General features: G+C 36.8%; 26 protein-coding genes. 4 read left to right on the top strand and 22 right to left on the bottom strand.

Annotation, left to right across the window (positions count from 1 at the left end; translation table 11 throughout):
- Positions 1-64: 64 nt before the first annotated feature.
- The 4 genes from MKX78_RS05065 to MKX78_RS05055 form a co-directional block, all read right to left on the bottom strand.
- Entirely contained in the window at positions 65-1,048 is a 984-nt protein-coding gene (locus MKX78_RS05065; RefSeq protein WP_095370346.1) for a LacI family DNA-binding transcriptional regulator, read from the bottom strand.
- A 145-nt stretch (positions 1,049-1,193) separates the two neighbouring features.
- Positions 1,194-1,736 carry a signal peptidase I gene (gene lepB / locus MKX78_RS05060; RefSeq protein ID WP_095370347.1) on the bottom strand — a complete coding sequence of 181 codons (543 nt, stop codon included), beginning with the start codon at positions 1,734-1,736 and terminating at the stop codon, positions 1,194-1,196.
- 81 nt (positions 1,737-1,817) lie between these two features.
- Positions 1,818-2,003 (bottom strand): cysteine-rich CWC family protein, encoded by a 186-nt coding sequence (locus MKX78_RS24490; RefSeq protein ID WP_218971972.1) that lies wholly within the window; start codon positions 2,001-2,003, stop codon positions 1,818-1,820.
- A 103-nt stretch (positions 2,004-2,106) separates the two neighbouring features.
- Positions 2,107-2,985 (bottom strand): helix-turn-helix domain-containing protein, encoded by an 879-nt coding sequence (locus MKX78_RS05055; protein ID WP_095370349.1) that lies wholly within the window; start codon positions 2,983-2,985, stop codon positions 2,107-2,109.
- 403 nt (positions 2,986-3,388) lie between these two features.
- Here MKX78_RS05055 and MKX78_RS05050 point away from each other — a divergent pair, with 403 nt between their 5' ends.
- Positions 3,389-4,408: a beta-carotene 15,15'-monooxygenase gene (locus MKX78_RS05050; protein WP_341050091.1), complete on the top strand. Its 1,020-nt coding sequence runs from the start codon at positions 3,389-3,391 to the stop codon at positions 4,406-4,408.
- Positions 4,409-4,470: 62 nt separating this feature from the next.
- Here the strand turns inward: MKX78_RS05050 and MKX78_RS05045 are convergent, their stop codons facing one another.
- The 5 genes from MKX78_RS05045 to MKX78_RS05025 all read right to left on the bottom strand — a co-directional run bounded on the left by MKX78_RS05045 (position 4,471) and on the right by MKX78_RS05025 (position 9,503).
- Entirely contained in the window at positions 4,471-5,667 is a 1,197-nt protein-coding gene (locus MKX78_RS05045; RefSeq protein WP_095370351.1) for an aminotransferase-like domain-containing protein, read from the bottom strand.
- 35 nt (positions 5,668-5,702) lie between these two features.
- The gene (locus MKX78_RS05040) at positions 5,703-6,479 is read right to left on the bottom strand and encodes an ABC transporter ATP-binding protein (protein WP_095370352.1); all 777 of its coding nucleotides are present in this window, start codon (positions 6,477-6,479) and stop codon (positions 5,703-5,705) included.
- 1 nt (position 6,480) lies between these two features.
- On the bottom strand, positions 6,481-7,278 hold the full coding sequence (locus MKX78_RS05035) for an ABC transporter permease (RefSeq protein ID WP_328199647.1): 798 nt from the start codon (positions 7,276-7,278) through the stop codon (positions 6,481-6,483).
- 111 nt (positions 7,279-7,389) lie between these two features.
- Complete coding sequence (locus MKX78_RS05030) at positions 7,390-8,379, bottom strand: ABC transporter substrate-binding protein (RefSeq protein WP_095370354.1); 990 nt, start codon at positions 8,377-8,379, stop codon at positions 7,390-7,392.
- A 29-nt stretch (positions 8,380-8,408) separates the two neighbouring features.
- Positions 8,409-9,503 (bottom strand): iron-containing alcohol dehydrogenase family protein, encoded by a 1,095-nt coding sequence (locus tag MKX78_RS05025; protein ID WP_341050088.1) that lies wholly within the window; start codon positions 9,501-9,503, stop codon positions 8,409-8,411.
- Positions 9,504-9,812: 309 nt separating this feature from the next.
- Between MKX78_RS05025 and MKX78_RS05020 the strand changes: the two genes are divergently transcribed.
- Positions 9,813-10,700 (top strand): carbohydrate kinase family protein, encoded by an 888-nt coding sequence (locus MKX78_RS05020; protein WP_157733776.1) that lies wholly within the window; start codon positions 9,813-9,815, stop codon positions 10,698-10,700.
- A gap of 428 nt (positions 10,701-11,128) precedes the next feature.
- On the opposite strand, the gene MKX78_RS05015 is transcribed toward MKX78_RS05020, so the two are convergent.
- The 11 genes from MKX78_RS05015 to MKX78_RS04965 all read right to left on the bottom strand — a co-directional run bounded on the left by MKX78_RS05015 (position 11,129) and on the right by MKX78_RS04965 (position 18,798).
- Positions 11,129-11,905: a sulfite exporter TauE/SafE family protein gene (locus MKX78_RS05015; protein WP_095370357.1), complete on the bottom strand. Its 777-nt coding sequence runs from the start codon at positions 11,903-11,905 to the stop codon at positions 11,129-11,131.
- Between the two features lie 68 nt (positions 11,906-11,973).
- Positions 11,974-13,101 (bottom strand): MBL fold metallo-hydrolase, encoded by a 1,128-nt coding sequence (locus MKX78_RS05010; RefSeq protein WP_095370358.1) that lies wholly within the window; start codon positions 13,099-13,101, stop codon positions 11,974-11,976.
- A gap of 70 nt (positions 13,102-13,171) precedes the next feature.
- On the bottom strand, positions 13,172-13,741 hold the full coding sequence (locus MKX78_RS05005) for a sulfurtransferase TusA family protein (protein ID WP_095370359.1): 570 nt from the start codon (positions 13,739-13,741) through the stop codon (positions 13,172-13,174).
- Between the two features lie 52 nt (positions 13,742-13,793).
- On the bottom strand, positions 13,794-14,090 hold the full coding sequence (locus MKX78_RS05000; RefSeq protein ID WP_095370360.1) for a rhodanese-like domain-containing protein: 297 nt from the start codon (positions 14,088-14,090) through the stop codon (positions 13,794-13,796).
- A 15-nt stretch (positions 14,091-14,105) separates the two neighbouring features.
- A complete protein-coding gene (locus MKX78_RS04995; protein WP_095370361.1) occupies positions 14,106-14,462 on the bottom strand; it encodes a rhodanese-like domain-containing protein in 357 nt (118 codons plus the stop codon).
- Positions 14,463-14,480: 18 nt separating this feature from the next.
- Positions 14,481-14,960: a DsrE/DsrF/DrsH-like family protein gene (locus MKX78_RS04990; protein ID WP_095370362.1), complete on the bottom strand. Its 480-nt coding sequence runs from the start codon at positions 14,958-14,960 to the stop codon at positions 14,481-14,483.
- 13 nt (positions 14,961-14,973) lie between these two features.
- Positions 14,974-15,201: a sulfurtransferase TusA family protein gene (locus MKX78_RS04985; RefSeq protein ID WP_095370363.1), complete on the bottom strand. Its 228-nt coding sequence runs from the start codon at positions 15,199-15,201 to the stop codon at positions 14,974-14,976.
- Between the two features lie 78 nt (positions 15,202-15,279).
- Positions 15,280-15,537, bottom strand: coding sequence for a metal-sensitive transcriptional regulator (locus MKX78_RS04980; RefSeq protein ID WP_095370364.1), 258 nt, complete (start codon positions 15,535-15,537; stop codon positions 15,280-15,282).
- Between the two features lie 74 nt (positions 15,538-15,611).
- Positions 15,612-16,235 (bottom strand): M15 family metallopeptidase, encoded by a 624-nt coding sequence (locus MKX78_RS04975; RefSeq protein WP_328199644.1) that lies wholly within the window; start codon positions 16,233-16,235, stop codon positions 15,612-15,614.
- Between the two features lie 425 nt (positions 16,236-16,660).
- Positions 16,661-17,545: an AraC family transcriptional regulator gene (locus tag MKX78_RS04970; protein ID WP_095370367.1), complete on the bottom strand. Its 885-nt coding sequence runs from the start codon at positions 17,543-17,545 to the stop codon at positions 16,661-16,663.
- Positions 17,546-18,234: 689 nt separating this feature from the next.
- Positions 18,235-18,798, bottom strand: coding sequence for a DNA-3-methyladenine glycosylase I (locus MKX78_RS04965; protein ID WP_095370368.1), 564 nt, complete (start codon positions 18,796-18,798; stop codon positions 18,235-18,237).
- A gap of 251 nt (positions 18,799-19,049) precedes the next feature.
- On the opposite strand from MKX78_RS04965, the gene MKX78_RS04960 reads away from it, so the two are divergent.
- Entirely contained in the window at positions 19,050-19,430 is a 381-nt protein-coding gene (locus MKX78_RS04960; protein WP_095370369.1) for a hypothetical protein, read from the top strand.
- A gap of 61 nt (positions 19,431-19,491) precedes the next feature.
- Here the strand turns inward: MKX78_RS04960 and MKX78_RS04955 are convergent, their stop codons facing one another.
- Together MKX78_RS04955 and MKX78_RS04950 are read right to left on the bottom strand one after the other, a co-directional pair.
- Entirely contained in the window at positions 19,492-20,130 is a 639-nt protein-coding gene (locus MKX78_RS04955) for an O-methyltransferase (RefSeq protein ID WP_095370370.1), read from the bottom strand.
- A complete protein-coding gene (locus MKX78_RS04950; RefSeq protein ID WP_095370371.1) occupies positions 20,117-20,437 on the bottom strand; it encodes a hypothetical protein in 321 nt (106 codons plus the stop codon). The genes MKX78_RS04955 and MKX78_RS04950 overlap by 14 nt, the downstream gene beginning before the upstream one ends.
- A 170-nt stretch (positions 20,438-20,607) precedes the next feature.
- Between MKX78_RS04950 and MKX78_RS04945 the strand changes: the two genes are divergently transcribed.
- A complete protein-coding gene (locus tag MKX78_RS04945; RefSeq protein WP_341050081.1) occupies positions 20,608-21,423 on the top strand; it encodes an STAS domain-containing protein in 816 nt (271 codons plus the stop codon).
- Positions 21,424-21,438 lie beyond the last annotated feature (15 nt).

The following is a 21,438-nucleotide window of genomic DNA, read 5'->3' as shown; positions in this document are numbered from 1 at the left end:
TTTTCCTATATTCAGAAATTTTTACATAAAGAAAAATCCTTGGGCTGCAAGGACTTTCCTTCTTTTATTTTGTCGTTTGACGATGGATAAACTTACCTTGAACCTTTACTGTCTTATGTCCGGTTTCCCGCTGATTTCGTTCAAGAAGGCGAATGGTTTCATCCACCATCTCTTCAATAGGTTGAACCCATGTAGAAAGATTATAATTAGGCCAAGAGGACATTTTGATATCATCAAAACCAATCACCATTGTCTGTTCTGGCACCTTTATTTCCTTGCTTTTCAATGCATCAAGAGCACCTAATGCCGTAATATCATTAGCCCCAAATATCACATCTGGTACATAATCTTTTTCAATCAATTCTTTTGTTAAGAAAAAGGCTCTCTCGTATGTATAGTCACCTTCAAGAATCTCGACGGGGATTCCTTTGTTTTTGAAGTAATTAACAAAACCTTCTTGTCTTTCCTGACTAGTTGATGTATTTATTTTACCTGTAATAAAGACGATTTTTTCACAGTACAGGTGATCGACATATTTTGCTATTTCATTTGCTGCATTGATATTATCACAACTGACAGAATTACACTCAAGATTCTTATCATAGCGATTAAACAATGTCACGGGAATATGATTATTTTTTAGTTTAGTCACGATGTTAGATGAGAGCATTGCATCTGTAATTATAATCCCCTCGACATTATATTCAAGAAAGTGATTGATTTCTTCTTGCTGTATCTCTTCATTTTCTGTATAGACAAATAAAACTGAATATCCCTTCGCTTTTAGCTTGTTCGTAAAAATCCCTAATACTTCATGGTAAAATGGGTTTTGAATATCCTTCATTGCTAATCCAATCATATTTGTTCGTTTCGTTATAAGACTTCGTGCAAGAGCATTCGGCTGATAGTTTAACTGCTCAGCCACCTCAAGCACTCGCTGTCTTGTCTTCTCGGACACACTTGCACCTGGAGTAAATACTCTTGATACAGTTGACTGCGAAACATTTGCCAACCTCGCCACTTCTATCGCCGATACTATCCTTTTCACTGTTTTTTCGACCCCTAATCCTTTTGATATGTTATAGTTTAACATTTTTTCGAGTGAATGTTAGAACCCTAACATGACGTTATCAATAAAGTTCTATTCACGAAAAAAACCTAGCGGATCAATAAACTAGGTTTTTCCTTCTCCCTTATTTAACGACCTCCATATGATCCATCGGCCAAATAACCGCTTTGGCTTTCCCAAGGATTCTTTCTTCAGAGATGACACCTATGACCCTACTATCAAGACTTCGTTTTCGATTATCTCCTAATACAAAATAATGCCCCTCAGGAACAACGGTTTGACTTACTTTCGTATCTTTGAGCTCAAAATCATCTGTAAGCATGCCTCTTTCTAGTGCTTCTTTTAACTCATCTAAATAAGGTTCATCGTATTCCTTACCATTTATGTATAAATGATCATTTTCATAGGTAATTTCATCTCCTGGCAGGCCAATTACTCTTTTAATAAAATTACGCTCTCCATCACTATCAAACACTACAATATCAAAGCGATCAGGTTCACCTAATTTACTCATAACAACTCGGCTTTGGTCATGTAATGTCGGTTCCATTGAAGCCCCATCTACAACGACAGGAGAAAAGATGAAAATACGGATAAGAAAAGAAATAATTAGTGCAATTATCAATGCTTTGATCCACTCAAACATTTCAGTTCGGACTTTTTGCACACACAATACCTCCTAATATTTCTCCATTTTCTATTCGCTATCAGGCGAGCAAACTCCTCCTGAATGTAAAATATATACATCTCACTTGTTATATTTTCTTATACATCTCTCACAAACACAACTTTTTCCCCTATTCTCCTGAGGAATTAATTCTAAGAGCGTTTGTGGGATACCACCAATATGGAAGCACCAACAATTCTTGAGCTTGCTCTCTTCAAGCCCACAGTTGTTTTGCTCACCGCAAACTGGACATTGTTGTTTATTCATCATTTCACCTCTCACCCAATACTACTCAGCTTTTATTATGGCATAAACAGGAGATGAAGTTCACAGAAAAAATAGGAAAAGCATGTAGCCTTTCCTTTAGCATCTATTCACTAAAATCAAGATTTTGCGGTTCTTTTGGTAGACTCTCTTGAAAAGAAAGGTTCGTTGTTGGCACATGTTCACTGACTTCTACTAATTGAAACCCATCCATCCAGACCTTCCCTTTTCCAATGAGTAATACCCCGAAATGAATGGACATACTCTCTTCAGACACATCTAATACAATGGTATAATGATTCCACTCATTTGTACCCGTAATGGGGCGATTATCCATATTATCGAACTGTAGTACATCACCATTATTGTCATCTACTCTCATCCAAGCCCCACATTTCTCTACATCTTCCGTCTTTATATAACATGTTAGTTTCAGTCTTTTCCCTCTATATTTCTCAGCTTGGAACTGTTGCATAATAGTAGCGAATTGCTGGCTATTCACATCACTAATATTTTTAAGTAGAGCAGATTGATGCCCAGTATGGAAAGTTTGTTGATCCAATGTCATTTGATAATGTTCTGGGGCGCTTCCACTTAATATCCAGCCATGAATAATTGTTTCTTTCGTCATCTTATTGTTCTCCTCCTTTAAATGGATAAGACTAAATAACTTACGGTACTTGCCCGGTGGTAGAGAATAAATCTCTTTAAAAGCTCTCGTAAAAGCCTCTTGAGATTGAAAATGAAGCAAAAAAGCAATCGAAAGAATAGATTCATCACTTTCTATTAATAACGACACTGCTAAAGCAAGCCTACGAAAACGAATATATTCACCAATTGTCCGACCTGTTTCTTGTTTGAATACCCTTATTAGATGAAACTTGGAATATCCTACATTCCTTGTTAAATCATCAAGTTGAATCTTATCTAGTAGATGCGTTTCTATAAAGCAAATTGTTTTTTGCGTCGTTTCACTATACTGCACTCTCACTCACCTCACCTTTATTTTACGATAGTTGATTGAGGTTTTTTTGATGGGGATTGCTAAAATAATTAATTATTATCCTACAGGGGGAATTTATTCGATGGTTACTTGTTGCTCATATATTGTAAATAAATGTTTAAAAAGTAGAATCAATATGAACTTCTTTTATAGAAGTTCTTCCCCGTCCGAAAACGCGAAACTCAAAGACTTCTGATTAAACACTTTAAATGACAAAAGGATTAGTCCTTTATTTTACGGCTCTGTTTTCTTTTGTACTTTCCCTTCAAATCAGTACTTCAATTATCCTGCTCATGAGGGCTATTACTATCAGTTTACTTCATTTTTTATTTGGAAGCCCTCTCTGTTCATATGGTATAATTTAACTAAATGGGAGTGATAAGACATGAAAACCATAAGCAAAGGGAAGTATCTATGGCTTTTTTTATTAATGGCGGTTCTCTTTTTCAATACCCTTCTATATCAGACCTCAGTTGGTGCATTGATTCTACCGGCAAATGCGCAAGACGTTGTTTTAGGTTCATTGATTGACTTCATGATCATGTTGCCATTATTTTTCATGTTATATAAAGGGAAGTTTTCTTTAAAATCTGCATTGTTACTTTGTGCGAGTGGCTGCCTTTTGGCAAGATTGATTATACCAGCGGAATTGCTGGCGCCATATTCCTCTTTTGTATGGGGCGTTATTTTAATCGAGGGTATATTTATTTCTTTAGAACTTTTACTTATTGTAACCTTTATAAAGTATATGCCAAAAATTATTAAGGAAGTAAAACAAAGCTCATTACCTACTGTGTTCTCATATTCAAATGCTGTTGATCACTACACAAAGAAGTATCAGATTATTCGTATTGTTTGTTCGGAATGTTTGATGTTCTATTATGCTTTTGCTAGTTGGAAAAAAACACCGCGAGAGGGAATAACACTTTATAAAAACTCCAGTTATATTGCTTTTCAGATAATGCTTATCCATGCCATCCTCATTGAAACTATCGCGATTCATTGGTTAATCCATCAATATTCTATCGTTTTATCAATGATCCTATTTATCAGCAATGTGTATGCTGTTATTTTTTTCATTGGTGACATACAAGCAATGAAATTAAACCCTATTTATTATCAAAACGGTACTCTATACCTATCACTCGGATTAGTGAAACGAGTGGTTATTCCAATTGAAAATATTAAAACACTGATGGAGGAAAAATCAGTACTTCAAGGGAAATTATCAAAGGATACCGTTGAATTTATGACTAGAGATTTAGAAAAAGTGTACCCAGATATCATTCTAGAACTAAAGGAACCTGTTCATGTAACTTATTTTATGGGATTTAAGAAAGCCTATAAAAAAGTAGCGATTCGCTCTGATTCTCCTTTACAGTTGAAAGAGTGGCTCACTTTATAAATCATCTTCCCACCTTCAAACCTAAAAAGAGCGTGCACCTCAGGATTGTGCACGCTCCTAGCTTATTTATTGATCTCTTCTGCCACTACATGACTTAAAATTTCGATTCCCTTTTTAATTTCCTCTTTACTCGCATAGCTAAATGATAAACGTAAGAAGCTTTTGCCTTCATCTTGGTGTAAGAAGAAGTATTGGCCAGGTACGTATGCTACGCCTGCTTTTTTCGCTTTCGCAAGCATAGCCGTTGTATCGACCCCAGGCACTTCAATCCACATAAAGTAGCCACCTTCTGGGCGGTACCATTTCACACCCTCAGGCATGAAATGAATCAATGCTTCGTATAAAATGACTGCTTTTTCTTCATATTTTTCTGTTAGTAAAACAGAACGATGGGCTAAATTCACTTTTTCTAGATAAGCAGACATTACCGACTGGGCAAAGGGATGCTCTAAATCCTTCTTGAACCAGAAAAGCGCTTCTATCCACTCACTATGTGCAGCGATCCAGCCAATACGCATGCCTGGAGCGACTATTTTCGATAGCGAGCCGACATAAAACACACGATCCTCTTCATCTAATGATTTTAATGTTGTTGGACTCTCTCCAAACGCAAGCTCCCCGTAAGCATCATCTTCAAGAATGAGAAAATCATACTCTTTTGCTAGTTTGATTAATTTCTCCCGCCTAGCGAAAGATAACGTCGTGCCTGTTGGATTCTGGAAGGTTGGAATTGTATAGAGAAGCTTTGGAAGAGGTTCTTCCTTCTTCGTCCGTTCGATTAATATACCTTCCAATTGTTTCGTGTCCAAACCATCTGCATCAATAGGGATTGTGATGATGTTTTTCGTGTAATTTTGGAAGATTTCCAATGCCTCCATATAAGTCGGTGACTCGACGATAATGAAGGCATTTTCATCTAATAAAATACGAGCAATAAGATCGATGGCCTGACAAGCACCTGAAGTCACAAGTACTTCATCCTCTTGCACTTCCATCTTTCGTTCGTTCATACGCTCAATCAATTGTGTTTTTAATTGATCAATTCTTGGACTACCAATATAGTGAAGCGGCAAATCTTGTTCTTCTGTCAATAATCGGTCTGTAGCTTCCTTTAATTCAGTTGACGGAACAAGGTTAGCAGCCGGATAACCCGAGTTCAGGCGAATACATCCTTCCGGTACTGCCGACATCCATGACCCTGGAGGTATATTGCTGAGGGCCTGCTTAACGACCTCAGGGAAATAGGCTTCTCTCTTCAATTGTACCAAGCACCTTTCTGTTTTCATTTATAAAATTAAATAGATTTTAAGCTTTCTTCTCGTATTAATGATAACAGTTCTTCTTTGTATTGTGCGAATTGATTTGTCGCTTTCACACTAAAGTCTCTTGGTCTAGCAATATCAATCGGCACCTTTTTCTTCAGCCTTCCTGGTCTAGCTGTCATTACATAAACCGAATCAGCTAGAAAAATTGATTCATCGACATCATGCGTAATAAAGAGAATCGTTTTCTTCGACTTTTCCCATGCCTTTAATAAAACCTCTTGCATAATATTTCTTGTTTGCGCATCAAGTGCACCAAACGGTTCATCCATCAATAATACCTTCGGGTCATTTGCTAACGCACGAGCGATGGCCACACGCTGTTTCATCCCTCCAGAAAGTTGAACAGGATAATGATTCTCAAATCCCTCTAATCCAATTAATTGAAGATAATGGCGAGCGAGATCATCTCTTTCCTTTTGTTTTGCTCCCTTTAATTTTAAGCCAAAAGAAATATTTTCTTTCACCGTCAACCAAGGATATAGAGTATACGATTGGAATACCATGCCCCTATCTGGGCCAGGCCCATCGATAGGTTGGCCATCTAATAATACCTCACCAGTTGTCGCTTCTTCTAAACCAGCAACAATTCTTAATACCGTTGATTTACCACAACCGGAGGGACCAAGAATCGTGACAAATTCACCATCATCAATGGTAAAGGATGTTTTTTGTAGTGCGGTTGTGTCGCCGCTTTTTGTTCTAAATATTTTATCCACATCTTTAATTTCAAGCTTCGGTGTAGTCATATTACAATCCTTCCTTTCTCATCCATGAAAAAGATTTACGGTAAATCCATTTAAAGATGAGGTCAGTCAATAATCCTAATAAACCAATAATCAAAATACCAACAATAATTTTATCAGGTTGTAGGAATCTTGATGCCTGCATAATCATATAGCCGATTCCACTGGAAGCACCAACAATCTCTGCCACAACTAAATAAGTCCACGCCCATCCAAATGTAATTCTTAATGTATCAACAATCCCAGGCATGGTTGCCGGGAGTATTACTCTCGTAAATACTTGTAACTTAGAAGCACCTAATGTATAAGAAACATCAATTAAATCATTATGCACATTCTTTGTTACATCCATGATCATTAGCGTTAATTGAAAGAAAGTTCCGAGAAAGATAACACTCATTTTTTGCGTTTCTCCAAGACCAATCCATAAAATTAATAATGGAATAAACGCTGAAGCTGGCATATAACGAATAAAACCAATGAGTGGCTCAAATGCGCCTTGCATAATTTTTAGAGAACCCATTAATATCCCAAGTGGTACACCAATTAAGGCTGCCACTAAGAAACCGACTAATACTCTTGAAAAACTAATGCCTATATCTGAAAGAAGATTTCCATTGGTAAATAAATCTATGCCTGTAGTTAATACCGCCGTAGGTGTTGGTAAAAACAACGGGTTAACGAGCCCAGTATAAGTAATCCCTGCCCATATTCCTAATACAATAAGAAAAGTGATAATGCCCACTGATGAATAAAGGGACTTTGGAATTTCTTTATTCGGGGTTAATAATTTTCCTAACATTTTTTCTCACCCATTTTCTAATTTTTCCTTCTTCAACCAATTACCAGAGATAAAAATAACCTGAGCCTAACCGCTGACTGCTTGCGGTTAGGCTCCAAATGATTCATATCATTACTTGATAAAAGTGGGGTTAATAATATCTTCTGCTGCTGGTTCAGCTGTAATAATCTCTTGTTCTTTATAGAACTTTGCCGCGTTTTCAGTCGATTGGTAAATGCCGCCTTTAGCGTCTTCTGTACCAAATAATTCCTTATTCGCCTCATTATCCAAGAACTTTAATCCTTCTGCCGTTGCAACAAATTCTTCTACATCAATTTTTAAGCCTTTTGCCATGATTTCATTCGCTTCATCTTCGTTTTCTTTCCAGTAGTCCATTGCTTGACCCATGGCTGTTACAAATGCTTGTACATCTTCAGGACGCTCTTCAATGACTTTTTCCGTGAAACTAACTGTATCAACAATAATACCAGGAAGATCTTTCGTTGTTAGTAATACTTTACCGTTCGCTTCAGAACCGTTAGATAACCAAGGCTCCCATGTAACTGCTGCGTCTACTTTACCAGCTGCAAATGCTGCTCCTGCATCCCCAGCAGACATTGGTACAACTTCAACATCTTTTTCAGTTAAGCCTCCATCTTTTAGTGCTGTTAAAGCTAACATATGACTTGTAGACCCGACTTCAAAAGCAACTTGCTTGCCTTTTAAGTCACTGATTTCTTTAATATCATCTTTGACTAAAATACCGTCTCCACCGTAAGAATCATCCAATAACCATACCACATTTAAAGGAATATCTGATGCAGCTAATGATACTTGCACATCAAGTGCAGTTGCCATTCCATCGATTTGTCCGCTTGCTAGGGCTTGTTTTCTTTCTCCAAGACCTTCAACAATTGAAAGTTCAACATCTATTCCATTCTCTTCAAAATAGCCTTTTTCTTTTGCTAAAAATAGCGGTCCATAACCTGTCCATGTTGGTAAAGTAACTTTTAATGGTTCTTTGTTTTCGCCAGAACCCTCTTCAGATTCACCAGATCCGCCGCAAGCAGCTAATGTTACAGCAAGGACCATCATTGTAATTGCTAAAAACCATTTTTTCATGACTTATTTTCCTCCATTAACCATTCTATTTATTTTTTTAACATGTCTTTTCCGTATTCATCTGCTTGCTTGACAGCTGTGATAACCATATCTGGTGTCACCGCAAATGGCATATTCTCCATATCTTCAATAGTCACTGAAACGTCTCCAAGTTCCTGCCACTGTGATTCAGACAATTCAGGCACATTCATTTGCTGTAGTGTATATGGTAGATTCACTTTTTGATAGTAAGCAATTAACGCTTTGATTTCGCTTTCTTCTTCATTTTCCATTGCTAGCATCGATAAAATACCAAAAGCAACAATTTCACCATGATACGTTTCATGTATTTCTGGGAATATCGTCAACCCAGAGTAAATGGCATGCGCACCTGCAGTTCGACAATCATCACCGCCGTACCCACTTACACTTCCACTAATTAACAGAATCGCATCAATCATATCTTCAAGCTCAGTTGACAATTCCTTATTTTTCATAGATGCAACTGATTGCTCACCGATTGCTAACATCGTTTTGTATAACTGATTAGCAATAGCAATCGCTGTTTGATTCCTTGCATTTGGTGTTGCTTTTTTAACTGAAGTCTTCGTTTCGAACCACTTAGCTAACGTATCACCAATTCCAGCAATCAGATATCGGACAGGCGAGTGCAAAATAACTGTTGAGTCAACAACAACCATTTCTGGCACCTTCGCATCTCGACTGATGGCAAGAAATTCACCTTGTTCACTATATGTAATCCAAATAGGAGTCGTTGCTGCGCATGTCGCTGCAATCGTCGGGATTGCAACAAGAGGTTTATTTACGTGTGCGGCTACTGCCTTAACAGTATCAATCGCTTTCCCTCCACCACATACAAGGATGACATCATAATCGATTGTACTGAGTTCTTCTATTAATCTCTCAACATTTTCTCTAGAAGATTCTCCACCGTACCAAATGGAAGCATCCAGTGTCATTCCCTCATTATTGAAACTGTCTCTTATATGACTTTCCACTATTTCACGACTCTTTATCCCACCAATAAGGACGACTTTTTCTCCAAATTTCTTTACATTACTGCCAATTTTCATAAGTGCGTTTGGCTCTCTTATATACTCCGGTGTACCTACTGTTATTTTCATTAGAAAGAACCCTTTCTATCCAATTGCATAGATATGAATATTTATTAATTTTATTTAATCAATATACGACTTTCCACCTAAGCTGTCAATGAAAAATTGTGATTTTACCCTGATAAAATTTGTTGTACCAGTCAGTTTTTAATTAATATAAATAAAGTGATTTTTCTAAGTTCTTATAAAGATAACTTTTTGAAAATAAAAACGAATGGTTTGTGGAAAAAGAGGAGGACTTTTAGCAGCTTGGAAGGCAGAGATAAATACAAAGTTATAGTATAATCAGCCTTATCAAAAACGATGGGAGACCTGTTTGTGAAAAGTAAAGGTGTGATTTCTTTCGGTGAAGTAATCATGGATCGCATTATTTCACCTAATAGCCAATCATTCATGAAAGTAGGAGGAGCAACCGCTAATGTAGCCATCCGTCTAGCTAGGAAAAGTGTTCCTACCTTTTATATGACAAAAATAGGTACTGATGAGCATAGTCAATATGCCAAACAGCAATTAGAAGATGAAGGTATTAATATGTCTGGTACCATTACTTCAGTTAATAAAAAGTTATGTATAGTATCAATTGTGCAAGAGGATGGAGAGCGTGAATTTCAATCTTACGAAAATGACACCCCTCATATATGGTTAGAAGCAGACGAGTTGAATGAAAGCATCTATCAAAAAACGCATATCTCCTATTTCGGTTCCGGGACGCTTTTTCATGACATCGCAAAGAAGACAAGCTTGAAAGCACTTGAATTAGCAAAGAAATATCAGCATTTCATCGTCATGGATGCAAATATCCGTTTAAAGAGATGGAAGAATGAATCAGATTGTAGAAAGACAATCAATTCCTTTTTAAAAGAGGCAGATCTAATTAAAATGACGGAGGAAGAGCTGCTATTTCTTTGTAAAGCCAAAGATTATAGAACAGCATTACAACAGCTTTCTTCATGGTCTAATCAGTGGATACTGATTACTAGGGGTCGTTTAGGTGCAACATTACTTCATAAAGAGAAGAGTATAACCGTTGAAGCACCTACCGTAGATGTTGTTGACACAACTGGAGCAGGAGATGCCTTCTTATCAAGTATTTTGCACGATATTTATTATCACGGGATTCCATCAAACGAGCTGGAATGGAAACATGTACTCCTTCGAGCAAATACAGAAGGAGCACATGCTGTTTCTATTTTCGGTGCTTATTAAATAGTCTACCATTTAAAGCAAAGACAATCATAAGCTGAGGCAGAGTGGGTAATGCCTCTTCATTTATATTGAACTTGGGATGATGGTTTAGGATAGCGACTATTTTCACTTCATCCCAACATTTACAAATGCAACAACCTTCCCTTTATATAAATCCAAAATCTTTTAGCTCCCGTTGAAGGTTCTAGCTCGGAAAAAGTATCCTTTCAAACGGTTCATGAACCTTTACCTTTAGAAACTTTCGGGATGATTATATGTGGGAGGCTTCCATGGTATGAAATGACATGTTTAATAATGGATGAAGTATTAGTTCGTTATCTACTCAAATTGCGCCGCGCTCAGCTTCTACTTTTGCTTCAAATGCGGCGATTCCCTACTCAATTTCGTATCATTCTGAAAGCAGTGATTCATCGGCTCATTACTACCTTTCAAAATATATCTACCCATATTTTCACAGCTGTAGCTAGTATTAATAATGCGAGAATCATTTGCAGCACTTTCGTATTCATTTTTTTACCTGCCATTGCACCTAAAGGTGAAGCAATTAAACTAGCAATAACCATGATGATTGCCGGATAATAGTCAACTTGCCCAGTAGTGACTTTTCCAACAGTTGCACCAATGGATGATATTAAGGTAATAGCAAGAGAAGAAGCAATCGTCATTTTTGTTGGGATTCTTAATACGGTTAACATAATCGGGACTAATAAAAAGGCACCTGCAGCCCCAACAATCCCTGCTGCCACACCGACGACAAGCGCAAGAGCTGCCGCTAACCATTTATTAAAAGTCACTTGATCAAATGGGATATCATCTAATCCCTTTTTAGGTATAAACATCATGACTGCAGCAATTAAAGCTAGTATACCGTATACGAGATTAATGCCACCTTCTGACATGAGCTTCGATCCATAACCGCCTATAAAACTACCTATTAAAATACTAGCCCCCATATAAATGATTAATGTTTTATTCAAATATCCACCTTTACGATATGCCCAAACCCCGCCAATCGTAGCGAAGAAAACCTGGACAGCACTAATACCTGACACTTCATGCGCAGTAAAAGTCGCGACACCTAGTAATGGTGGAATATATAATAGCATCGGATATTTAATGATAGAACCACCGATACCAAGTAATCCTGATAAGTAAGAGCCAATAAAACCAATTAAAAATATCGTCACAATAAATGCTAAATCCATTATGCTCATCTCCTTAAAGCTGACCTAAAAAAGGGACCAATCTCCGGTCCCTCTATATGAATATTTCTTTATCTCACCGCACAGCGATTGGGTCCAATCTCCATCTCTCTTTGTTTATCATTATCTGGAGTGATTTTCCCCATATTTGTTTGACGTATTTCTTGATACGCATTGGGTTGCGGTGGGAGATTTTCAGTGACAATCTTTCTAAATTCACTTTCGTCCTCAATATTTAACCCATGGTTCTGTTTAAAAAGAACACCTAATTTTTTGGCAACACTGCCATCATCATTCAATTCATCAATCATCATAAAATGGGCAGGTAAAACGATGAGTTCACTTGATAGTTGTTTATATCGCTTATATAAACTCTCACGTAAATCTCCAACCCAGTCATCTGCAAGCCCAGCTAAATCGGGTCTACCGATAGAATCAATAAACAATATATCGCCTGTTAATAAATACCGTTCATCTACGACAAATGAAGTCGAGCCAATGGTATGTCCCGGTGAATAAAGGGCATGAATATTGATAGATGTTTCCCCAATTTTTACTTCACTACCATCTTCTAGTTTGGCATAATTGAATGTTACTTCCCCTGCATCTTTAGGTGGTAACCAATAAACAGCGTCCATCTTTGCTGCGATGTCACGTCCGCCAGAAATATGGTCTGCATGTAAATGCGTATCAAAAACATGCGTAATTTTCACCTTTTTTTCTTTGGCAAAATCAAGATATACATCTATCATTCTCGTAGCATCGATAATTGCTGCTTCACCATCTGAAATGACCATATAAGATAGACAGCCTTTACCCATACGGACGAATTGATACATTTCTCCTCCTGTACTCAATTCCCCTACTTTAACAGGCTCTAAATGCTCACTCCACGCTTTCATTCCACCTTCTAAATAACTGACCTCCAACCCTTCATCTGATAGCATCTCCGCCACCATGATAGAAGAGCCTTCTTTCGCACATACAACTAAGATAGCTTGATCTTTAGGCAGCTGCTCAATGATTCCTTCTACACCGTCTAATAGGTCAAAGTAAGGTATATTCAAATAGTTAAAATCATGACCTTCTACCTTCCAATCTTGAAAATCAGCTTCATTACGAACATCTAGAATAAATAATGGCTCTTTATTTACTACCATCGTTGTTAATTCACTTGCTTTCATTTTATTAAAAGACATCATTATACCCCCAATGGTATTTATTATTTCAAAATTTTTTGTGCTACAACCATATTTTCATTTATTATTTTTAAATTCCTTCCACTTTCCCATTCCAACTATTCATACCTGGCACAACATTGACTGCTTTAAATTCCTTACTTTCTAAAAGTTGTGCTGCCATATCACTTCGGTTACCGGTACGACAAATAACATAAATAGGCTCATCTTGATTAAGTTTATTTAGTTCTTGCTGCAAACGTCCAAAAGGTACAGATAACGCACCAGGTATGTGACCAAAAGCATACTCCGCTTCTTCTCGAACATCTAGAATCTGTATAGACTCCCCGTTAGCGATTTTCTCTTTCAGCTCATCATTCTTAATGACATGTGGATGGTGCCGTTCTGGTTGTTCCTCATAATCAGAAGCCTTACGAACATAATGCTTTAGTACTTCCCCTTCCTCTACAGTACCTAGATATTGATGTCCTGTACTTTCAGACCAAGCTTTGAGGTCAGCTTTAGACCCTTTGTCAGTTGCTAGAATTTCCATTACTTGCCCTGCCTCTAATTCCTTCATGGCCTTTTTTGTCCGGACAATTGGCATCGGACAAGCTAACCCTTTTGCGTCGACTGTTTGATTTGCTTTCACTTCATTCATCTCTTTGGCCCTCCTTATATACCTATATGGGTATATTTAAATGTAAAAAAAATTATACTACCTTACCATCCCATGCGAGCATTCCACCTGACATGTTCTTCACACGATAACCATGTTGTTCTAATAAAGCTGTTGCTTGCCCACTTCTTGCCCCTGAACGACAAACCATTATATAATCTTTTGATTTATCTAATTCATGCATTCTGAACTCTAATAATCGTAATGGTATATGAATGGCTGATGGAATTTTTCCTTGTTCTACTTCTTCCACTTCTCTTACATCCACAATGCTCACATCATAGTTGTTTTGCAAGAGGTCTTTGACACTTTCTGATGATACTTGAATCATAATAAAACTCCTCTCTTACCAGGCATTCATCCCGCCTTTTATATTTGTGATTTTTGTATACCCTAGTTTCTTCAATTGTTTCGCTGCTTGCATACTCCTCAAACCACTTTGACAAATGACTACTACTTCTTTGTCTTTGTTTAAATTCTCTGCTTGATCCTTCAATTGCTGCAACGGAATGTTTTGGAAAGAAGGAATAGACCTACCTTTAAACTCTGAATGAGTTCGAACATCAACAAACTGTTTTTCCTTATCTTTTAGCACCATTCGTAAATCGGCAGTTGAAATCTGCTTTATTCCTTTCACTGATATAAAACGTGTAAGAAAAAAGGCAGTAATAAAGAATAAAAGGACATAATTGATCATTTCCATTTCATATCCCCCTATTGATTAGATAAATAAATTCACATTCCCATCTTCAGCATCTGCTAAATAAGCAGCTACACCTGCATACTCAATACCGTCTAATAGTTCCTCCTGTTGTAACCCCAACAAATCCATTGTCATTGTACAAGCAACCAGTTTGATATCTTGTTCTTGTGCCATTTCAATTAAATTAGGGAGAGGGACTGCATTATGTTTTTTCATCACATTTTTAATTAATTTTGGGCCCATACCTGCAAAGTGCATATTAGATAGCCCCATGTTATCGGCACCTCTAGGCATCATTTTTGCAAACATCTTTTCCATAAAACCTTTTTTTACTGGTACTAACTCTTCTTTTCTTAAAGCATTTAGTCCCCAAAAAGTGTGAAAAATTGTTACTTCATGATCGTAAGCTGCTGCACCATTAGCAATAATGTAAGCCGCCATAGCTTTATCATAGTCCCCACTAAATAAGATAATAGTTGTTTTTTTCTTTTCTACCATAATAGCCTCCTTCTTACCCTTTTTTAATCCAGAATTTAAAAACATTATTTTCTTCAGTATGATCGACTAATTCATGGCCACCAGATTTAGCCCATGCTGTTAGATCACTTTTTGCTCCTTTATCTGTTGCGTGAATTTCTAAAACCTCACCACTTTGCATGTCATTCATTGCCTTTTTCGTTTTCACAATCGGCATTGGACACGCGAGCCCTTTGGCATCTAATACTTTGTTTGCATTCATTATTATTTCCTCCTTTTTGATATACATATACCCCTATAGGTATAATAAAAGATAAAAAAATATATTGTCAAGAGAACTCTATCTACTTTTTACTAACATCGATACAGCCTCTTTTACCATTTCTTCATTACTTGATCCTTCAGTCCCATTTAGTACGCATTCAACTAAATTATTGCTGACGATTAAACCAATCGTCCGATCTGCTGCAGAACGAACAGCTGAGAGTTGTGTTACAATTTCCCGACAATCTTTATTATCTTCCATCATTTTTACGATACCGCGTAATTGTCCTTCCATTCGTTTTACACGGTTGATCATTTGTCGATTATATTTCATTAATGCCTCCCTCCTTACAACAACCATCATATACCCCTATAGGTATAATGTCAAATGGAAGTAAAAAGAAAATATTAAATTTCTAATATCCCTCTAAAATATTGTTTTACTCCAACCTTATTTGCCCAGCTTTTTGTTCCATATTCATAATGCCACCACTCATCTATATTCGAGATGAAACCAGCATTCAACATCGTTCTTTTTAATAGTTTTCTATTGGCTAGGTAAATATTTTCGAGCGAGGTCAATGGTTTTTTTTCCTCAAAATAATCTAACTGCGACCTTTCATGAAATTCATCAAATTCACTTCCCATTGGTAAGAGCCCATTGCCATCAAATAAGGTAAGGTCAACTGCTCCACCACTTAAATGCGGAGAAGGGTGATCAACATCTTTTGTAGGCTTAGCCACATATTTTGCTAGTTCCCTTTCTAAAGAAACACCTTGAAACCCCTTTAGCATTAACTCCTTCTTTGTTGCTTCATAAATGGCAAGCTGTGTTTCAAAAGAGCGCCATCCATCCCATACGTTAACCCCGATTCCTTCCGGTAGAAAAGTAACTACTTTCAAAAGTTGAGTAGCAACCTCACTTCTCACATAGCATTCGTTATGAGTACCGTTTAGTCCTATTTTGTAGTAGTACGGTTCAATTTTAATTCTTTCCGATAAACGAGAGAGCGGCACCATTCGTTCGGTCATTCTTTGTTCACCTCTTTTCACGTCATTTTCTATATTTAATTTAGTAGCTTCTCGTCTCTGTTATTCTTAAAAGTCATCTTTAAGCATCTCAAAGATTCATGTCCTAATTTACCAAAAGTAAATTAGGACATACACACTTTGCTTGACAATTCCCTACTTATTTTTGGGGTGTGATCTGGTTGACTTTCCACTCAGTTGTATTTGTTTTTCCTATTTCCTTTTTCAAAATTTTCCATCTCATCCTGCTGATTTTCATTCTGGATGTTTTATCATTTATTTATTCGTTACTTATCGCCATTACCCTTTCTAGTCATTTCATTTTCTTTCCTCATTGGCTCCAACATTTACTGAAACATTAACCAGAGATTTTTCACATGTGCCAGCTTCATCTTTCTGATACTATGTGATCGTTTTTCTTGAATATATTACACAGAACTGTTCTGTGTCACTGGTATCCAAATAGCTGTTTTCACTTGATCAGCAGATAAGTCTTTAGTTTGGATAGAGACAATTTCAGGTCCTTCAAGTTGTTGGTAGTTAGTTGAAGGAAACCATTCTGCGTATATTCTTCCCCAAGCTTCTTGCAATGTCTTTGGAAATGGGCCGATTGTTTCAAAAATTGCCCATTCCATAGCTGGCACTTCAAGTGCTGAATATCCTTCCACTTTATTTGAGATAGAAGCAACACCAATATAATGATCGAGCTCTCCTTTTTCTTCCATTCTTCCTTCAGAAAAATTGGTTGAGGCTTGGATGATGCCATTTGGTTCAACATTTGATAATGTTAATAGCTGTTGAATCTTTTTCTCATCTAGTTGATGCCACATTTCTTTAATTGCTGGATTTACACCCTTAAATACAATTGGTACTCTTTTTTGTAATCCGATAATCCAAAAAGCCTCTTTTTTTACGATATGATAATCCATTTCTACTCCTCCCTGTATGATTAATTGGAAGGTCATCTTAGGAAAAACTTTTAAAACATGTTGATTATGTCTTACCATTCTTGGAGTAACTCCATGAAATGAATAAAATGCTCTAGAAAAGGCATCAGCGGAACGATATCCATATTTTACAGCGATATCTATTACTTTCAGATTCACATGATCTTGTATATCTATTGCTGCTAATGTTAAACGTCTTTTTCTTATATACTCAGATAAGGGCATACCCGCTAAGAAAGAAAAAGTTCTTTTAAAATGATAAAGTGAACACCCAGCTACCCTAGCCATCTCTTTTTCATTCATTTGTTCAGTTAAATTTTTTTCGATGTAAGCTAGAGCATCATTTAACCCTTTCATTTGATTCATTATCTGACCTCCCATAAATATAGAATAGCAACAGATACTAAGTAAGAGTCCGACAATTCTTGCACTAATATTATCGGGAAGAAGTTATCCTCCAAGTTTTGGGATTGGGGATTTGTCCTAGCTAAGCGGAAGCCCATCTCACTTGAAGATGTCGATATTTCTGTTGAGACAAAGTTTTTACGAATGAGGTATTAGAAGGACTCACTGCATTCGGAAAAGATATCGATGAGAAAATGAGAGATAGTAAAGGCATGCCTATTGAGCCGGAAGTGAATACCTTAATCCATCCAACCTTAATCGAGAAATATGAACGTGCTTGGAAGAGCTATTAAAATAGAATATCTTACACTCACTCTTAAGTAGTTTTGTCCTTTCTCTACCTTTTTTTCATATGAAAGACGTTTTATTACATCTTAGTTTCCTCGTTGCTTGAATGAATACGGAATTTATATTCTTATATATCTGTTGTTATTCGTTCAAGCAAACTTGTTTACGATTATTCTTTGCTACTATCAAGAAGATGGATTTTCTAATTGCATGCCTAATTTTGAACTCCTATTCCTGATTAATTCAGTAGCAATAATAAATATAGAATGAGCTGGTTGGTTTAAATTTTCGTTAAGGTTACCACTTAAATAGCTTTACTTTTATTGTTATAAATGAGAAAAGGAATGACAGTCGCCATCCCTTTATTTTCCTACTGGTTCGTAGCATATACAATTAGTCACATGATCATTAACCATTCCCACAGCCTGCATAAAACTATATATGGTTACAGGACCTACAAATTTAAATCCCTTCTTTTTTAAATCTTTACTTATCTGGCTAGATAATTCCGTTTGAGCAGGGACTTGATCTTCGGATTGCCACTCATTCTGATAAGGTATATGATCTACATAGCTCCAAATGTACGCTGCAAAGCTGCCGTATGTTTTTTGAACTTCCAATAAAACGCGAGCATTATTTCTAACTGATTGTAGTTTGGCTAAATGCTTAATCACACCGTGGTTCTCTTTAATGGCTAATAGGTCGGCGTCTGTTAAACTTGCACAATATTCAATATCAAAATTATGGAACGCCTCATGGTAGTTAGCTCTTTTAGATAGAACAATCTGCCAAGATAGACCTGCCTGAGCACCTTCCAATGAAAGCATTTCAAACAAATAGCGATCATCTTTACTAGGAATACCCCATTCCTTATCATGATAAGTCTGCATTAATTGATTGCTATTTGACCAAGAACATCTATACATATATATGCCTCACTTTTTTTCTTTGACTATAACATTGTTTAATGGTCATTGCATGTATAAGAAAGACAAGATTATTTTACTAAAATATAATTCCAACTTTATACCCTCAATCAAAAGAGGCGTAAGGTTAGGGAGCTCATCCTAATCGATAAAGCAAGCATGATAACATACGATTCGGCATATTTACCATAAAATACTGATAGGATAAACAGGAAATTATTTTACAATTCGAACAGAAAAGAGGAATGGCGATGAGTAAAGTAAAAGCTTCTCTATGTGCATTATTAGTTATTTGTCTTATCCCTATTACTGCTACGGCTAGTAGTGGATGGGATTATTTAGGTGAACAGAGTTTATCAAGTAACGGAGCAGAAAGTGAAATTTATGCTTCTACTGGTGGCGACTATATGATTTGCCGTGATAACTATGTTGGTCCAAAAGGAAAAGTGAAAGTAGAGTTATGGGAGTACGATCCCGAAAGCTATAATGATTATGTCGGCTATCGCAATATTGCAAGGGGAGAATGCGGGATTTTCCGTAGTATCGGTAAATTTGTTGACGGAGGAAATGAAGCAGAATTTTTCGCTAAATCTCGTACCAGTAGTAATATTCATTTAATTTTTTACGATTAATAAGCAAAAAGTGCGCGCCGGCTTACGAGGTAAGAAGCTGGTGAGCACTTTTATCTATGGGTTATCTTTTCACCCTTGAAATGGTTAAACCATCTCCTATTGGAATTAAAGTAGACTCTAGTTGAGGATGACTAGCGACTATTTGATTAAATCTCTTCATATTTTCTGTATAACGTTTAGGTTCACTACTTTCATCCGCTACACTTCCATTTGCAAGTACATTATCACAGACGATTAATGCACCATCCTTTGCAAGCTTAATACAAGCAATTAAATAATTTTCATAGTTTTCTTTATCGGCATCAATAAAGAAGAAATCAAATTGTCTCCGTTCCTCTTCAAGTACTGCTAAACTTGTAAGAGCTGGACCTACGATATAAGATACTTGCTCATTAAACCCCGCTTTAGCTAAATTGCCTGAAGCTAGTTCGGCATAGCTTTCTTCTATTTCTAAAGATGTTAGTTCTCCCGACTTCCCAAATCCTCGTGCTAAACAAATGCCACTGTATCCACCGAGCGCACCAATTTCTAGAACATTCTTTGCTCCTGATGTTGATACGAGCAATGTTAAAAGCTTCCCGGTAGAAGGAGAGACAGAAATGGCTCTCATTCCATTTTCATTAATTGATTGAAGTACCTCCTCTAGGAGCTCATCGTATTGATAAAACACCTTATCAATATATCGATTAATTTGTTTCATGCTCATCCCCCTTATCCGTATTCAGTTCTGACTCTCTCGCTAATTCGTTCAAATGAAAATGATGGATGTATTCTTCAATAATCATATCTATTGCTCTCAACTCTCCCACTAATATAGGGTTAATGGTCTGCAATTCTGGTGATGTTAATTGTTTCTTCAAAATCGATTCCTTGAGCCTTAAGCTCTCTAAAAAAGTGAGCGCTCGTCCTCTACGAAATGTTTTAGCCCCCTCTTTATGCGGGCGGTTTCTTTTGCCCCTTCGCTCACCTCTAGGATGATCCTCGAATTCACTTTGTTTATCTTTCATTATCTCACCTCCTTCGTACATTACAATTGTATACAAACGTATACAATTAAGTCAATCTAGATTATATGGGTGACTGTTAGTAGCTAGTGAATGTTCACTTGCCTTTTTCTTGAGTCATCCCCCTCACACATGCTACCATTAAAAGTGACATAAATCGGAGGCTGTGACTATTGACAATACAAATAGAAGAACATTTACAGCAAATAACTGAAAGAATCATTACTCAAAAATCTTTATTAGCAGAAAAGCGACATATAGCAGCTAATCAATCCTATACAAAGAAAACACAAGTGGATATCAAACTTTGGCGAGAAAAGTTAATAAATATTTATGCTCAATCTATCTCAACATCCGAAGAGCACACGTTTGAAACCTTACAAGAATGGGGAAAAGAAACGGTTAATTTATGGGCAAATCTTAACTTGAATCTTGAAACTGCAATTGAGGAAGTAAGATACTATCGATCACTGATCGGTGAAATCATCAAGAAAACGGCCAATGATTTCGCTCTAAGTATTGATGTATTTTACGATATCATTTCAAAATTTGATGCTGTAGTAGATCGTGCTGTTTATTGGCTGAGTATGTCTTACTCGAAACAGTTTAATCAGCGAATCCTTAGTGCAGAAACTGCAGCCGAAGAACTTTCAATTCCCATTGTAAGAATTACAGAAAAACTCGGGGTCATCCCTTTGATTGGTATTATGGATACAAATCGTGCACAAAAACTGATGCATGTCTCAATAACGTCTGCTTCTAATCTTGAATTAGAGCATATCATCTTTGATTTATCAGGCGTACCCATTATTGACACGATGGTCGCCAAGCAATTATTCGATGTAATTGAAGCACTTCAATTAGTCGGCATTTCAGCGAAAATCTCGGGTATTCGCCCAGAAATCGCTCAGACAATGGTTTCACTTGGCGTTAGTTTTAAAGTAAAAACCTACTCTAGTCTCCACCTCGCTGTAAAGGAAATCCAATAAATGAGAAAAAGAAGG

It is taken from the genome of Cytobacillus sp. FSL R5-0569 (genome assembly GCF_038007265.1).
GTDB classification, from domain to species: Bacteria; Bacillota; Bacilli; order Bacillales; family Cytobacillaceae; genus Cytobacillus; species Cytobacillus kochii.
Note: the sequence above shows the minus strand (reverse complement) of the source record. Positions and strands in the feature narration are given on the sequence as shown.